Raw genomic sequence first — 15953 nt, 5'->3', positions numbered from 1 at the left:
GTTATATACCACTTTACTTGATGTGTTTTGCACTTTAATACTTGCATATGTACTATCAAAGTAGTTATGTGGTACACCTGCTTTTAGAGCAATTTGCATTTCTTCTGTTGATTTATTTAAATTTACTTTCGCAAATTCAAAATCTCCAATCCCTTTCAGTGACCATGCAAACTGGTTTCCTTCTAAAATATTCGAAAAATTCGGTGTATCCGGTTTAACCGGATTAGAATCTGTACTTTTCCAAATTTCAGCCGTTAAATTTGGATACCCTAGTGCCGCTACTTTTTGGATTGTATCATTATTTGGGCGTAATCCCCATTTCTCAAAAAACGGAATTAAATTTTGTTTTGCAACCTTTGATGATGAAATCATAAATAATTGTTTTTTCGTTTCATCAGTTTGTGGAATCTCATTTAAAGGCATGTCTCTATACAGCTGATGCAACTTAGGATAGAAGTCTTCTCCATACGCTAGTTGTAATTGCCAAAGCATAACGAGTTTAACAAAAGCATCACTAATCTCGTCATAATTTTTATTAGATTGTTCTAAGTATTGAAACGCCTTAGTATAAGCGCCCTCTTGTTGCAATCTAAAAGGTTGATTAGATGTAAATGCTTTTTCCACAGCAAGGCTGTAAAGATTGACTTGTACCTCTGTCATATTTTTAAAGTTCCAAGGTGCTTGTTGTCTCATATGCCCTGCCTCATGCCAAGGTCCCCATCCATCATTTGTAAATTTATTAATGTCTAATACATGTTGGATTGCATCTCCTACATATGCAGTTCTGTGAGGATATGCATACATATAATAATCCAGAGAATGGTTATCCTCCACATAATGCAGATAATGTTTATCAACTTGTTCTTCAGATAATCCAGATATTTTATCTTGAATTCTAGTAGCCTCATCCATTTTTTTTAAGAGTTGTACAGGATCTGTGTTAGAGCCTATCAAATACTTTTTAACACGAGCTGGGCTAGCAGTAATCAATACACGCTCCCCTTTTAATTCCACCGCATGTGCATTTGGATATTGATTGAGCATATTTATTAAATCTTGTTTCGTATGCTTTCCAAGTTCAAAGAGAGGAGTAGCCGCTCCGCCTGTTGTTACTGTTGTTTGAATGGTACCACCTTGTTGTTTATTATAAAAATAAATCATTCCTCCATTTGGAGATTGAATTGTGTTTGTGCCTGGATTTAAAGTAAATGATTTAATTTTGGAATCTTCCCTCCAAGAAGCATCGAACGAGAAAGTTCCAATATATGCTTGTATACTTTGATTTCCTTGTACCTGAATTATTATTTGTTCATTTGGCTTAGCATATAACCCTGTTGGCTCGTATGCACTAAAATTTCTTTCCCTTCTTTCAATATTTTGAAGTTGGGAGACATCTCCTTTTCCTGGAACTACAAATACACGATTTTCCACATTAACAGAATTTTCATTCTGTAATAACGTTGTAGATACTTTCTTTTGCTGTGCTTGTTCTTCCGCAAAGACTTCTAATGAAGGCGTTACTCCAGTGGCAAACATAGATAATGTGGCAGTTATCATCACTAAATTTTTTGTTTTTTGTTTTTGAACCCTTTTCATAATATCCCCCGCTATATTTCTAGATATTTAAAATATAAATATATAAGTCATATCTATTACTTATATATTTATATTAACTATTTACACATTTTTACACAATTTAACATGAATATACTTACTTATATGAGATAATGGACCTATTTCAATTCACTTGATACGAAGAATAATCAAATGAATGTAGGATAAAAGGAAAGATTTTAATACGTTTATTCTAAATAAATACATAAAATATATAAAAATGTCGAAATATTGACATTTTATATTCTCGTGTAAAAATTTCCAGATAGTTGTAACTAATCACCTTAACTCGGATATACCAGCACTTTAAAAAGAACATGATAATCCTTGATTTTATTGGAATATAAGTAATACCACCTGTTTGTAAAGGTGGATTTTATTAATTTATAAACGTTTACTTTTAATGAATACCTTTATAAACGAAAGTGGTATAATTATGGTAACAAATATAAGGGGAATACCAAAATTGGCTAATATTTATGGATATATACGTGTAAGTACAAAAGATCAAAATGAACAACGTCAATTACATAAGATGATGGAACGAGGGGTGGAAGGTCGACGTATTTTTGTCGACAAAGCAAGTAGACGACATTTTGATCGTCCTCAGTATCAATTATTACGAAAAATATTGAGTACAGGTGATATTGTTTACATAGATGCCTTAGATCGTATGGGGCGTAATTACGACGAAGTAATCGCAGAGTGGAAATACATAACTAGAGAATTACAAGCAGATATTGTTGTTTTAGAAAATGAAACGCTGTTTGATAGTCGTAAGTTCCGTGAAATGGGTGATATGGGACGATTAATGGAAGATCAATTTTTATCTTTGTTGTCTTATGTTGCAGATCAAGAACGAAAAAAAATTCATCAGAGACAAGCGGAAGGGATTGCGATAGCTAAATCTCAAGGAAAACATTTAGGCCGTCCTCCAGTGAACCTTTCGACCTTAAGCAAACAACAAATAAAGATAATAGAAAAAACTCATTCAAAATGGAAGAGTGGCGAAATTACTGYTGTTATGTTTATGGAAATGTTAGAACTAAGGAAAAACACGTTTTATAAAATAATGAAGGAATATGAAGAAGGAAAGTAGCATCGCTCCTATAATAAATGCTACTTTTCCCCTAGTTGTAAGAACGCTGGTACTACCCCATCGCTATCAAGCTAAGAAATGTAAATACCCCCAAAACGAGAAAATTCACATTTTATTGTATTGGGAAGTTTTTCGACAAAATAACATCAAAAACCTCTCGATATTTGATTGTCCCCAAAATAATCGGTTTTGGGATACTAATTTACAATAGTTCAAAAGGTCTATGTATTTATGAAGTACTGCAAAATGTTATCTCGAACTTTTTGACACATTGTTTTTCATAGAAATCACACCACAACAAAAGGTGTACCTTTTGGGACAAAAAAATAGAATCCTTATGATAAGGATTCTGCAACAAGAAAGAACAAACATATAATAATAAAAAGAATTACTTATATTATAATTTGATAATAAAACTAAAATATTGAGAAAATTGAGAATGGATTGAATGTCACTACACGCTTAATTATAATTGATTAGGAGTTGGAGTAGTAATCTGTCATCTGTTCCTTTTTTAAAGAAGATTGATCTCAATCTTCTTTTTTTTGGTGTCTTTTCCTCTTCCCTCGAAAAAGGAAAAAGAATTACTTAAGAATTGTGGAAATTGCTTGCTTGTAGACTAGTTGTTGCTTACCATGAACCATCATAAGAACAGTAAATTTATCCGTTGTAAGGATCTGCCCACGTATGGGAACCCCATTCTTTAAAAATATAGTGATATCCCCTTTTTTCTCTTTTAATTGTTCATACATATCTTCTTGTAAGTTATACATGAAATGCGCCCCCTATTTTTATCTGCTTTTCTTTTAATACTTGCTACTATACAACAATAGTATCACATTTAAATTTAAATACCGCTCTAGGTACATATTTCGCAAGAAATCTATCAAATGTAGTTAAATAAAAAAGATTGATCGTATAAAACAAAGTTTGATTATTTAAAATAAAGATCGATTAAAAATCCTGTGTTAATATGCAGGATTTCTTCTTGTTTCACAAACGGGCCAGATTGTTGAAGAAAACCCGTTTATGCTATAAACTACATGGAATACTAATCATAAAATACTTTAAAAAGTGGGGATATCAATGGTTGTAAAGAATAAAGAGGATTTTAATGGCTTAAAAGTAATTGGTGAAATCTGTGGGGCGATTCGAGATGAATTAGTCCATAGTACGAAACCTGGAATTACCACAAAAGAACTCGATGAAATTGCGAGAGAGATGTTTGAAAAAGCAGGAGCTCAATCTGCCCCAAAAGGAGAATACAATTTTCCTGGATATACGTGCATTAGCATAAATAAAGAAGTAGCGCACGGGATTCCGAAGAGGACACGGACCATTCAAGAAGGGGACCTAGTAAATATTGATGTTTCAGGTTCAAAAAACGGGTATTTCGCAGATACCGGAATTTCCTTTGTAGTAGGGGAAGGAGAGCCAACTTTACAGAAAATATGTGACGTAGCTAAAGAAGCATTCTATGCTGGACTTAAGAAGGCAAAGCCAGGTTCAAAAAAAAGCGCACTCGGAAAAGCTGCACACAATGTAGCGAAACAGCATGGCTTAACAGTCATAAAAAATCTTACTGGACATGGTGTTGGGCGCTCGATTCATGAAGAACCAAAACATATTTTCAATTACTTTGCCCCATGGGATGACGAAATTTTAAAAGATGGTATGGTAATTGCCTTTGAGCCTATGATCTCTACATTTGAAGAGGAAGTTTTCCAATCCGAAGATGGATGGACCTGCCTAACCGATGAAAGCTTTGTGGCTCAATACGAACATACGGTTATTCTTACCAAGGAAGGACCGATTATTACGACATTGTAAGAGCACTAACACCATAATCGGGTGCTTCAGCGTTGAAGAAGGGTAGTTAAAATAATCAAACTTTCTTATAAAAATTTTATACGAGATTTTTAAAGGTAACTCCATTTTGATCAATCTTTGTTCAAAATGGAGTTTTTATATTTGCTGAAAATAAGGGGTCACGGTAAGCTATTTTAATCAAACTTTATTTTAAAGCTACATCAAAAATATAAATAAAATGTCCATTTTACATGAAGTAGTACCCCTAAAAAGTAAAACTAAGTTCATGTTTTTTTATAATTAGTAAAATAGACAGTTAAATATTCATATAAAAACCCCGTTATATCAGTACATACACATGATACAACGGGGTTTTATGGGTTTAACATTTTCTTAGTTTTGTAAAACTCATTTTATCGTCTTCATATGTAATACTTTCGCAAAAGTATACCTTTACGAACAAAACAAAAGAAGAATCCAACTTGGATTCTTCTTTTGTTTTGTTCGTTTAGCTGATTAGGCGGTAATCTACTTTTATAATAATAGTAATCAGCCTCAAGAAATGTTAATTGCGTTTTTATAGAAGTTTTCAGCTTCATCACGAATTGCTTTCCAATCTTCAAAGGCCAATTCAAGTTCTAAAGCAGCAATGAACTCCTCTAAATTTTCGATATCATCAATATTATCTGCCAGTTCTTTTAAATCATAAGATATAGCGCTCCATATCCTATGGACTTTTCGAATAACAGGGAACACGAACTCTTTAGACTGAACCAAATTCATGACTGGAGCTACTAAATAGACAACTGTGTTTTGTGCGACAACGAAATCATTTGAGTCATGCAGTGATAAATATGACATCCGATGCGACCACGTTTGTACTGTTTCTTCGTATTTTTGAATTTCCGAATAAAATTCGGAGAGAGATGTTGCCATAGATTGAGACTGTTGATAATATGTCTGTGCGTGATTAGATAAATCTTTACATATATTTATGAATTTAGATTTAGTATTTGGAGTTAATTTACCATTTTGAGCTTCAAATATTACTTGATTAAGATCATTATAATATTTAATAGAGATTAAATCTGCAAAGGCTACAATGTTTTGAGAAAGGATTAGTATGTCTTTATGTCCTCCATTGTCCCAGAACCTACATTTTTCTCTAACGTTTAACTTAGTTGCAATTGCTTCTTCAACTAATTCACGAAAAATAGAAGTTGTTATGAGTCTATCCCAATTATTTTTTACTTTCCCGTCGAGTATGAGATACATTCTTTCCCTGACTTGATCGATACTAGTTGGTGCTGAGATCCATCTGTTCAAATAATGAGCGAATGAACGCCATTCTTCTATTGTAAGAAGAAAAGGAGAACTTTTCCCTCCTAATTCACGTGGAGAAAAGGCTAAATGGTTCATATGAACACCCCTCTAGATGATTTTTAGTTGTATTTACTTATTCTTTTTTAGAAAGATTCCATTAAACCATTTAAAACAGGATTATGTTTCTTGTAATTAGCAACAAGAGATCCTGCTAGTTCCATTCGGATTTTTGTAACCTTAGAAAGATCTGGCCCATCCTGTACTTTAATTGTCCAAGTTGTAAAAGGATTTGGAATAAAGTAATCATAAGCAAATTCCTCTGCTATCGTGCCATCAGTAATAATCGTTGCACCTACATAGCTAAAACCTCGATTAAAGGGCTCTGTATTAAATTGAAACTTTTTATTTTTATAATCATCATAATAATGTCCCGAATTCGTAATCCGTATTTGTACTTTAGAAGTAGCGTCAACTCCATCTAACCAAATTCGCATTAATTTAAGTCGAACACGGTACTCGTTTTCAAAAAATGAATCATTTAGGTTGATTTCCCAAGAAGCTTCTCTTGTCTCCTTCAGGGTTTTCAAAGCATTAGAATCTGTAATCTCTATTGTTCGATTTTGAAATGGTTGAGGTGGTGGATTAAACTGTTTTAAGGCCTCCATACAGTCCTTTTGTAATGTAGCAACATCCACTTTTAATTCTGATACATCTTTTAAAATATTAGGATTTACATCTGAATCGCGAAGAGCCCAATACTTATAAGCATGTTTATAATTTGCTAAAGCTACAAATAGAATTTGCTTCATATCTAAATAGCGTTGATATAATTTTTGTTCCATTTCTTCGTTTTCAGATTCTTGCCCTTCAAGATTCTTAATATACTCTTTCAATCTCGCAAGATCTGCTTGATAAATATGTTTTTCTAGCAACAGACGAAATAGCTCTTGACTACAGCGAATGATAATAACTTGATTCGAAGCAAGTGTTTGACCATAGACAGCTAGAATATCTAATGATAGTAGATACTCTCTAGCCCCCTCAACTTCTTTCTTAATAGCATCTTCTAAAGCAGCGGCTATTTTCAACTGAAATATTTTCCACGTTGCCTCTCCAGTCAGATCCTCTTTAGGAAGTTCCCACTCATTTTCTTGAATTTTTTTTAAGAGTTCTTCTGAGAAATCCATATCCGTAGATGCTTTTGATATCTCTGCAGCTAGTGCATATATTTTATTAATTAATTCAACTAATTCATTAAGTTTCTCCATACATTCTTTTAATGATTGCGCTAATGCAGCTAGTTGACCTCCAGCTTCTATTACTTCTTTTAAACTGTTAATTATATCGATAATTTCTCCAGGTGCTGCAGTCCCTCCTGTAGCAATTATCGATCCTATAGATTCTGCAAAATTGAGAACAGCGGTCAACATTTTAAAAGCCATTTTCATTTGTTGTTCATAATGATACTTTTTAAGCCCATACTCGAAATCAATTTTAGCTATTGTTACAACATGTTGCTGTTTTTCGAATTGATACAAAGATGATTCAACAGCATTTTGAGCACTTCTCAGATTATCTTTTGCTTGATTAATTAGTGTTTCTTTAAATAACAGTGTATCTTGTTCATGCTGGAGCATAAGAGTAGCTGCTGCTTTTCGATCTGCAATTGCTAGGTTTCTATCTAAGTAACGGTGATATTGTTCCTCAAACTGTTGTGCTGCCGCCAAGAAAGCAGCAATTTCATCCCTATAAAGATCTTTATCCAGAAGTGGAACAAACGTATTCTCACCATGGTTAGCAGTTAAAATGGTAAGTAACGCAGTGCTTTGTATACACAATGAACTTAAATCTTTATATTGAGCTGTAAAAGCTTTCAACCAGTTTAACTGATCAGCTGCAATATCCGGCTGAGATTCATAAAATAGACAAGCTACTTGGAAAACAGACATAAATAGTTTTGGGAATTGAGGTGTAGGAACTACATACGTAATTTCTTCTTTGGTGAATGTACCATCTTTATCGGACAAACGTACGCCTTTATTTCTCAGTTCTATTGGATATGGCGATGGGGAACTTTGATTGTAGATAGGAATAGCATGTAACGTTCCAGAAAGCTCAAGTCCATAAATCGTCAATTGTGCGAGCTTACTTCCATCTTTGTAATCTAGTCGAATCTCTGCTTTTCCATCTGATTCAATTTCCACACGTCTTGTTCGGATGACTAGTTGCATATCTTTTAAAGTACAGTTAAATTTATCAGGAATTCGAACAACATCTGCAAAAATCGAAATCATATTTGGCGCTAGTTGATTTTCCTCAATAAATTTATATACTTCACCCAAATCAACAAATAAACTGCGAATTTCATATTTTGTTTTCGTAGTACTTGAGTAAAAAGTTCCTGGGATATGCTGATTATTCAACAATTCTTCATATAGTTTTTTATAATCCACTTTATGGGCTAACATGTATTTCCCCCATCTACATAAAATTAGGGACAAAAGAAGTTAAATATTACACAAGCGAGAATTCAATCTCTGTTTCTTTAGCTCCTTTTATCCCTATATTAACGGTTAAGTTATTTGTTATACTCGCTCATTTGTTATACTTACGTAATAAAGCTTATTTATTTGAGATAACACATAGTTATGTTCTAGTTGCTCCGGCCTATTAATTTCTTTCAATGTCCTTATACTTATGCAATATATTGATCAAGTATATATCCTACATCTGCATTAATTCGGAAATCATCTGCTTGTTTACCTACTTTTACCCATTGCATAATTGCTAATTCAATTCCAAGGTCGGCAAATTCCGGATCATCATGAATATCTTTCATTGTAATAGTTGAAAGTGTTAAAAGGTCCTTATGAAGAGCAGACCAAATCGCCTTGATTTTATTAATTACTGGAAGAGCTTCCTCAATTTGTTTTTGGGTTTTATCAGTTCCAACATCTGCCTTATCGAGTAAAGACATTAAATAAACATTTCGCTGTATAGTTGCACATGTTGCTTCGATTTTTTGTCTTGTAGCATCAACTTTAGCCTTTAACATTTGCCCATGCGTACTGTCGAGAATTCCCTTTAATATAAAACCAAAAACAGGACCAAGTAATAAAGACAACCAAGATTCCGATTCGTAATCTTCGTAATCTTCTATATATTTCTCCAACTCTTCCCGCAACTTTTTTACTTCCGCTCTAAGTTTTATTTCTTCTTCGCTATTTTTTCCATACAATGCATCATATTTAACCTTAACATTTATTAAGTTTTTATAATCATTTGTTGTATCATCAGCGAACTGTTTAACGGTCTTCGCTAATGTTTCAGCATGGTCACTGAAAGCTTTCGCCTCTTTCGCTAATTTTTCGCAAATTTTCTGAAACTTTTCTAAGGCCACAGTATCACCTTCTAAAATATCCGGTAAGTAATCAAGTAAGGGTGCATAGAAAACTTCCGCTCTTCTTGAATAATTAACAATTTGATTCGCAACATCAAGAATTTCTCTATAGGTAGTATCGTTCCAGTTTTTACAATGTCCTTTAATGCTTGTATTAACCGTATACAGCTCTCCGAAGTCTGGAAGCTCCGCTGTGTTTTCTAACGCTAAAGCTTTACGCATCTCATTAACATTTACAGGTAAATATGCACCATCACCGGTGTATTTTTGAATTCTAATCCATTCATCTTTTTTTAGTAAAAAAGGATTATCCTCCTTACCTCCAAGATCTCTTGCTGAAATATCTCTTTTTACCATAACAATACACCCTTTCTATTTTATAAAATGAAATGAAATTATATTATATTATTGTTCGCACTCCTTCTATAGCAAAAAATATGTCCAATATTTCGAACTTCAAACTGTACATAGTAAAGTAGAATACAAGTTCAACAATCAATCCATCTCTCCCTTAATTTGGTTATTTTGATACCCACTCAGTATAATTTACAAACTCCTAATCTAGAATTGAGAAATATATTTTTTAGTGTAATTTCTAGCGTGTTCCCCCAATTTTTAAGTGGCATATATTCCGTATTAGAGAACACTATATTCAGAATATAAGTTATATTAGAAGTCCGTTTTATTTTTATATTTAAGTGGTATGTGAAGCGAACAGCTAATAGGGAGCTCATCTAGAATTTCACTAAAAAAATAACCAAATTACGACTGATCCAATTTAATGTATTTTCATATTCTTTTATTACCTTATAGAATAAATTTTTCTTCAGTTCTACAATTTCTATAAACTTCACTTCTGGTATTTCTCCATTTTTGCACATAGGTTGAATATCATGAGGTGCGGTTTTTGATTCATAAGGTTCTATACCTCTTTATTAGCAGTGTTTTGAATGTATAATTTCTTTGTTGATTTTGAGGATATCAGGACATTTGGTATGAGTTCAATGATTTAAGGGTATCAAATGTAAACTAATTGGGTAAAAGTTTACATTCGGGTTTTGGATCATTTATAGCTAATTTGGTAATAAATTTCTCAATATAGATATAGATGTTAATTATGGTTTTAAAATTCGAAATTAACAAAATTTAAATTATAATAACAATATGATGGTTATCTCTTTTGTTTACTCCTTGTACTAAAGATAAGATCGTGTTCGCCAATCTTATCTTTTTTCTTTGTAGATTTTTTGATACAAAAAAGGAATCCTTATAATATTATAAGGATTCTACAACAGGGAATAACAAAATATAAACAATAAAAAGATGTTTTTGCCCATCCCCCCGAAAAGAGGGTACATCCGAGATACGTGTAAAAATAGGTCATAGCCTTACTTTTATTTCCAAATGCGATTTATTGAGATTATATGGTTGTTTCATTAAAAAAGATTAATCAAAACTCATTTAGAATTCTTTGATTGAAGAGATAAAGCATCGCAACTTTATTCAAAACTTCGCGTCTTTCTTACAAACATCGTGACTCTATTTCAAGCGCACAAAAAGTTTGATTAAAATTGAATATTTTTCAAATCCGTACTTACTGCCATAATTTTGTTGTAAACAAGAATACCTGGGTTAACGATTTCATCATATTTCTCTTTATGACGTTGATTACATTGTTCTCGTGCTCTCTCAATGGCTTGATCATCGGAAATCGTCACCGTACCGTAACCAAACGATAACGGTTCATCATCAACATTGAATTGACATCCAAGGGTAAGTTTTGTGGGTGGAATTCCACCGTCAGGAAGCATACCGAATTCAGGTGGTGTTATTCTAGACTTGACGTTATTCAAAAATTCATTGGCATTATGACTAAGCATTTCTGCATATTCTTTAGTTGATGTTTCAAATGGTACTTTCCAGTTATCAGGATTATGAGTAGCCAATGTTTTTAGAATAACTAGATGTAAACTACAAGCAAGTTCTAGTGCGCCGATGGCTATATCCCCTAGTCTGTAAAAACGTTGTACTAGCCTCGAAGCCTCTGATTGAATATCTTCGATTAATTTTATGTTGTTTCCGTTTGAACCTGCGAAGTATTTTAATTGTTCTTTAACATTATCGGTATCGGCCAAATATTCTCTGATAAAAGCCTCATCGATAGCTTTGTTAATGTAGTTACAAATTTGTTCTACTGCTTCTTTAAACAAATCACGAGTTTGGTCAGCTTCTTCCTTAATAAAAAGGTGTTTTATTAAAGCTACTGCAGCGAATCCTGCGACTCCACTTATCACACCACCTGTAGCTTCTACTGCTACCCATTCCCAAGAATATGGTTCTGGAGAACATGAAGAACATGTTGAAGTTTCTGGACACATTGTATCATTCATCCTTTTCTTTTTTTTATCATATGCTAAATCCCTAAAATTTATTTTCTTGATAACATAAACATAATATTTTCTTAACAAATATGTCTTAGCGTACAGGGGGTACAGCAACGATTACTTCTTTTTTGAGTCACTTGACAATTTCTATGTTTTTTATGGAATTTTACTATACCGAATATGACTTCGGTATAGTTATTTAATGAAAAATCAGTGATTTTCTTAACCGAACACGTAATTTCTCATTCTAATTTCACTTTACCGAATACAAAAAAACTATAAAAATGGGATTATTACGTACATTTTTCTTGAGTGGCTCCAAAAGTAAAGAATCGTTGCCGTACCCCATGCCCATCAAGCTAAGGTTGGGTCTTCCATGAACTTCCGTTCTTGTTGCCTACATGCTTGATAATTTGTTTATTTGTTTTTAAAAATACGCATACCAAATAAACCTTGATACGGTGTATTTTTAAAGATTATGCAGTTTTCTGCTTTAGATTGGATACAGTAAACTGATAAACGACACCTAAAATATCAAAGACTGTCTTTTTCTCATATCGATGGGATTTCCGTCCGTTTTTCTGTAAGAAGTCAAATAGACAAAGGAAAATTTTTGATACTTCTTGGGTGTCTTTTTGTATAGCTTCATATACTAAGTACAGATGATCTTGAATTATATAAATTGCTTTATATTCACTTAATTCTTTTTGTTTTTTCTGTAGTAACAGCTGTCGCATTTTGAACATAGTGGAAGAACAAAGAAAAATAGCGATTAACTGTCCATAAAGATGACATTCTAGACGCTCTCGCTTAATATTGTGACAATGATTAATACCAAAAAGAGATTTCCATGTTTTAAATACAATCTCTATTTGCCAACGTAGTGAGTAGATATTATGAACCTGTTCCATCGGAACAATTTCCCATGGTATGTTGGTAATATAAACGTTGATTTCTGTTAATCGTTTACTTTTTTCAGAGTATGTAACTCCTTTTTTCTTTTCAACATAGGTTTGCTGTTTCCTACGTTTATGAGTTTGAGTTGATGTCAGTCTGTATATTACAACTCGTGAGGGTAATTTTTGTTGTCCAATATAGGCATTCCGAATTTCATAAGTATCTCCTGGTTTTATCTGATGCATAATATCTTCAAGGTTAAGTAAAACATATAGAGATTGCTTTTTTACTGTCCCATCCCGAAAGAATTCTGGAGAATCATTTTTTACATATACTCTATTATTTAATTTCAACCGTGAAACATAGAATACACCGCGTTGATCCATCTGGTCTAAATCTTTTAGAGAAAAGTACCCTAAATCTCGAATACATAAATCTCCTGGGCGTAAGGTATCTAAACAATCTGTACCAAAGGTTTTATCATTTTTTTACCTGGCTCCATTTGAAAATTGAGGAATTTTCCACTATGTAAATCATACTCTAGCTGTATTTTGATGCCGGCTATTTGTGCACATCCTCCTGAACCAGGATAAATAGGAGCCAAATGATTAGGGACTTGAAAAATAGTAGCATCTAAAATACGTATACGTTGAAAATAAGAAGTATATTGGTTTTTGATTTGAGACGAATCATTTAGTTGACTTTTGACTAAAAGAGAAAATATACGCTGTAGAAATAAAACAGCGCATCGGTTAAAACGTTGATTAAGTCCTTCTGGACTCATAAGTGTAGCTGTATTTGCATAAAGTTGACTACATAATCGAGTGAGGGAATCACTTGCTACGTGTTGACTAATCCAAATACATAAAGCGGCCAAATCTCGTGCGCCATACTTACTTTTACGTTTTACGAAACCCGTCTCCTGTGCGAGCTGTTGAAGGATGTTTGGAGATAGATATCGCTGTAGTTCTTCAGCGAATAAATGAAACTCATCTTGAATCGATAGAGTCATACAAAACGCCATCCTTTCTGTATATTTCTACAAAAAGAATAGCGTTTTTTTGATTATATGGATACAAATTTATCTTAGTTTGATAGCGATGTGACGGTACCCCTAAAAGATATTAAACAAATTATTAATATACTTACATCGACTATAAGAGAAAATATAGTCATACAATCATTTAAGGGCATAAACATAACAAAGAGTGAAAACATTGCAGAAACAAGCGGGATAGAAATCTGTAAAATAGTTATCTCTCCATTTTTGTAAAGCTGATAAGATTTTAAAGAGATGATTAATAAAACAAAAGATGTCAGTACTAGTCCTAAATATCCCCAACCATCTTCAATAAACCAAGGTAAAAAGGGCATTCGTGTTGTGAAAACAAATAAATTAAATATTAACATACCAATTATTACGATATTTAAAAAAAAGAAAAGGGTTGCTTTTTTCTTCATTTGAATCACTCTCCAAAATTTGATTTTGTATTTTTACTTTATTTAAGATTTTTGTTATAACATCGATTAGTGATCATTTAATACGTTTTTTCTGTGAATCTATTGTAATGATTTTGTTACTTCTATAAATCTTTTTTCAATTTCATCTAATTCAAATGAACTACATATCCTATGGTTTTCTTTATTTAAAATTCGATAATGTTGAGAAAGAATATTTTGTTGTATTTTATAACCATTTAACTCTCTTATTTGTCTCCACCATAGTTTTCCTCCTAAAGTTTTTGAGGAACTATTATTATAATGTGTAAAAGCAATTGTTTTGATAATCTCGTTAATATCGTCTCCAAAAGTCATCTGGATTATATCGCTATCTTCAAAAAGAGTGACAACACACACAGCACCTGTCCATGTGAGACTACGTCTACCTTTTTCTATTTCTACTAAGGTTTTTTTTGATAAACCGATAACTTCAGACATTTTATCTTGTGATAAATCATTTTCAATACGGATGAGTTTTAATTTTTTATTTACTAATTGAATAAATTCTTGTTTATCCATAATATCTCTCCTTCTCTTGCGGTGTAATTTTACACTTTTTTTGTGATATGTATTTTTAAAAATATAAGTAGAAAACCCTTATAAAATTGGTATAAAACTAGTAGAAAAATAGTATAAAATCCGTATAACAGTTATACTCATCGCACTCACACTTAAAAACAAGGGGGAAAATAAAACAACAATAACCTTTGTATCTATGGTTTTATTTTTTAATTAGAATTTTTCCCAAAAGATATTAAACAAATTATTAATATACTTACATTGACTATAAGAGAAAATATAGTCATAAAATCACTTAAGGTTAACATAACGAAGAATGAAAACATTGCAGAAACAAGCGGGATAGAAGTCTGTAAAATAGTTCTCTCTCCATTTTTGTGAAGCTGATAAGATTTAAAAAAGGTGATTAATAAAACAAAAGATGTCAGTAATAGACCTAAAGTTCCCCAACCATCTTCAATAAACCAAGGTAAAAAGCGTATTGATGATGTGAAAATAAATAAATTTAATATTAACATACCAATTATTACGTTATTTATAAAAAGATAATGGTTGCTTTTTTTCTTCATTTGAATCACTCTCCAAATTTTTATTTACTAATTGAATAAATTCTTGTTTATCCATAATATCTCTTCTTCTCTTATGGTGTAATTTTACACTATAAGAGAAGTTTTGTCTATACAAGTGTAATTTCACACTTTTGTTTTGTGATATGTATTTTTAAAGGTTCTGGTGCAAATATATGAAGAATAACACGGAGAATAGTAGACTCCTAACGGAATCGTATTTTATACTATAGGTCCAAACACTTGGTGGATGAACACTTTTTGATTTTGGACAGACTGGTTGGTCTTACCCCAGGCCCATCAAGCTAAGACTTTGAGACACCCCCATAACGAAAACTTTACATTTTTACAGTTATTTATGAGAATTCGGCTCATTTTTTTCGTTTTGGGGAACAATTAATTTCTTAAGTTGATGGCGATGGGGTCACCATACATGCCCATCAACTTAAGAATTTTCTCTACCCCCAAGTGTCTTTTTCCAAACAAACTAGATAGGAAAGAGTAATGTCTTTTATCAATCTTTCGATTCAAGAGGAATTACAGCAATATCTTGTGGAATAGAAGAATTTTACACAATAAAAAAAGCCCCCTATTTGCAGTGACCCCTGTCAAGTAGACAGTATTTAAAAAGCGCAACTAAGCAACCTGAGTTCTATATTTATATGGACTCAGGTTATTTAATTTCTTTTGAAATCTTTGATGATTATAAAAGTGCATATATTTACGCACGGCAAGTTTGACCTCATTCGCTTTACGGAAGGAGTATAAATGAAAACACTCTGCCTTAAAGTGACTGAAGAAGTTTTCCATACAAGCATTATCCCAACAGTTGCCTCTTCGAG

The 15953-nt window shown here is 32.5% G+C and carries 12 protein-coding genes and 1 pseudogene; 2 read left to right on the top strand and 11 right to left on the bottom strand.

The features are described from left to right. Nucleotides 1–1596: M60 family metallopeptidase (locus AC1DS7_RS28140; RefSeq protein WP_476999372.1), on the bottom strand; the 1596-nt coding region annotated here is incomplete at its 3' end. Nucleotides 1597–2050: 454 nt separating this feature from the next. Here AC1DS7_RS28140 and AC1DS7_RS28135 point away from each other — a divergent pair. Then, complete coding sequence (locus AC1DS7_RS28135) at nt 2051–2713, top strand: recombinase family protein (RefSeq protein ID WP_476999371.1); 663 nt, start codon at nt 2051–2053, stop codon at nt 2711–2713. A 584-nt stretch (nt 2714–3297) separates the two neighbouring features. On the opposite strand, the gene hfq is transcribed toward AC1DS7_RS28135, so the two are convergent. Beyond that, the gene (gene hfq / locus AC1DS7_RS28130) at nt 3298–3486 is read right to left on the bottom strand and encodes an RNA chaperone Hfq (protein WP_002144450.1); all 189 of its coding nucleotides are present in this window, start codon (nt 3484–3486) and stop codon (nt 3298–3300) included. Nucleotides 3487–3799: 313 nt separating this feature from the next. On the opposite strand from hfq, the gene map reads away from it, so the two are divergent. Then, a complete protein-coding gene (gene map / locus AC1DS7_RS28125) occupies nt 3800–4543 on the top strand; it encodes a type I methionyl aminopeptidase (protein WP_012259880.1) in 744 nt (247 codons plus the stop codon). A gap of 534 nt (nt 4544–5077) precedes the next feature. Here the strand turns inward: map and AC1DS7_RS28120 are convergent. The 9 genes and pseudogenes from AC1DS7_RS28120 to AC1DS7_RS28080 form a co-directional block, all read right to left on the bottom strand. Further along, entirely contained in the window at nt 5078–5941 is an 864-nt protein-coding gene (locus AC1DS7_RS28120) for a hypothetical protein (protein ID WP_002144454.1), read from the bottom strand. A gap of 47 nt (nt 5942–5988) precedes the next feature. Next, complete coding sequence (locus AC1DS7_RS28115) at nt 5989–8313, bottom strand: hypothetical protein (RefSeq protein ID WP_476999373.1); 2325 nt, start codon at nt 8311–8313, stop codon at nt 5989–5991. Between the two features lie 227 nt (nt 8314–8540). Next, nucleotides 8541–9602, bottom strand: a complete 1062-nt coding sequence (locus AC1DS7_RS28110) for an alpha-xenorhabdolysin family binary toxin subunit A (RefSeq protein ID WP_002144456.1) — start codon at nt 9600–9602, stop codon at nt 8541–8543. Nucleotides 9603–10810: 1208 nt separating this feature from the next. Then, nucleotides 10811–11713: a hypothetical protein gene (locus AC1DS7_RS28105; protein ID WP_476999370.1), complete on the bottom strand. Its 903-nt coding sequence runs from the start codon at nt 11711–11713 to the stop codon at nt 10811–10813. A 392-nt stretch (nt 11714–12105) separates the two neighbouring features. Beyond that, a pseudogene (locus AC1DS7_RS28100) lies at nt 12106–13538 on the bottom strand (IS4 family transposase). Nucleotides 13539–13612: 74 nt separating this feature from the next. After that, on the bottom strand, nt 13613–13987 hold the full coding sequence (locus tag AC1DS7_RS28095; protein WP_476999369.1) for a hypothetical protein: 375 nt from the start codon (nt 13985–13987) through the stop codon (nt 13613–13615). Between the two features lie 99 nt (nt 13988–14086). After that, the gene (locus AC1DS7_RS28090; RefSeq protein WP_002144462.1) at nt 14087–14545 is read right to left on the bottom strand and encodes a helix-turn-helix transcriptional regulator; all 459 of its coding nucleotides are present in this window, start codon (nt 14543–14545) and stop codon (nt 14087–14089) included. A gap of 209 nt (nt 14546–14754) precedes the next feature. Continuing rightward, the gene (locus AC1DS7_RS28085) at nt 14755–15114 is read right to left on the bottom strand and encodes a hypothetical protein (RefSeq protein ID WP_002144463.1); all 360 of its coding nucleotides are present in this window, start codon (nt 15112–15114) and stop codon (nt 14755–14757) included. A gap of 633 nt (nt 15115–15747) precedes the next feature. Further along, nucleotides 15748–15953, bottom strand: a 206-nt coding sequence (locus tag AC1DS7_RS28080; protein WP_476998795.1) for an IS3 family transposase, incomplete at its 5' end; no start/stop codon positions are given.

Source organism: Bacillus sp. P4_E1, from assembly GCF_056401715.1.
Note: the sequence above shows the minus strand (reverse complement) of the source record. Positions and strands in the feature narration are given on the sequence as shown.

Excerpts from the sequence above, each read along its gene's own strand:
- hfq (WP_002144450.1), bottom strand. The coding sequence starts at position 3,486 with ATGTATAACTTACAAGAAGATATGTATGAACAATTAAAAGAGAAAAAA.
- AC1DS7_RS28120 (WP_002144454.1), bottom strand. The coding sequence starts at position 5,941 with ATGAACCATTTAGCCTTTTCTCCACGTGAATTAGGAGGGAAAAGTTCT.
- AC1DS7_RS28110 (WP_002144456.1), bottom strand. The coding sequence starts at position 9,602 with ATGGTAAAAAGAGATATTTCAGCAAGAGATCTTGGAGGTAAGGAGGAT.
- map (WP_012259880.1), top strand. The coding sequence starts at position 3,800 with ATGGTTGTAAAGAATAAAGAGGATTTTAATGGCTTAAAAGTAATTGGT.
- AC1DS7_RS28115 (WP_476999373.1), bottom strand. The coding sequence starts at position 8,313 with ATGTTAGCCCATAAAGTGGATTATAAAAAACTATATGAAGAATTGTTG.
- AC1DS7_RS28085 (WP_002144463.1), bottom strand. The coding sequence starts at position 15,114 with ATGAAGAAAAAAAGCAACCATTATCTTTTTATAAATAACGTAATAATT.
- AC1DS7_RS28095 (WP_476999369.1), bottom strand. The coding sequence starts at position 13,987 with ATGAAGAAAAAAGCAACCCTTTTCTTTTTTTTAAATATCGTAATAATT.
- AC1DS7_RS28090 (WP_002144462.1), bottom strand. The coding sequence starts at position 14,545 with ATGGATAAACAAGAATTTATTCAATTAGTAAATAAAAAATTAAAACTC.